Here is a 534-nt window from a genome sequence, read left to right as displayed (position 1 = left end):
AGTATTAAAGATCCATTCGAGCAGATCAAGCTATGTGTGTTTGATATGGCAGGTACCACCGTAAATGAAGAAAATTTAGTCTACAAAACCGTACGCGATGCGATCAATCAAGCGCTTAGTTCTGACGATAAAAAGGTGGGTTTAGATCCTTGCTTAGCGTTTGGCGCTGGCAAGGAAAAACGCCAAGCGATCAACGACATACTAAATGAATTGAATATCACAGATGATGAGGTTGAATCACTTACCGATACCGCATTTACGATATTCAAAACCCGATTGACAAAGGCTTATACAGCAGAGACTTTGGCGCCCTTCGAGGGGATGCTGGAGCTGTTTGATCAGCTAAAAGCAACGGGTAGAAAGGTAGTCTTAAACACCGGCTACGATGCAACGACCGCCAATAACATATTGACTATCTTGGGTTGGTCGGTGGGCCGCGAGATTGATGCGCTGATTACAGCCGACGATGTCACTAATGGTCGTCCTGCACCAGATATGATTACGTTAGCGATGGACAAGTTCGGGGTAAAAGAC

At 45.1% G+C, this 534-nt stretch carries 1 protein-coding gene; it reads left to right on the top strand.

Translation table 11 applies throughout. The annotated features are described in order from the left end of the window. Positions 1-534: HAD family hydrolase (locus tag ACS8FD_RS24145; RefSeq protein ID WP_439277710.1), on the top strand; the 534-nt coding region annotated here is incomplete at both ends.

The organism is Psychrobacter sp. 1U2 (assembly GCF_051847575.1).
This window is presented reverse-complemented; position numbering and strand designations above follow the sequence as displayed.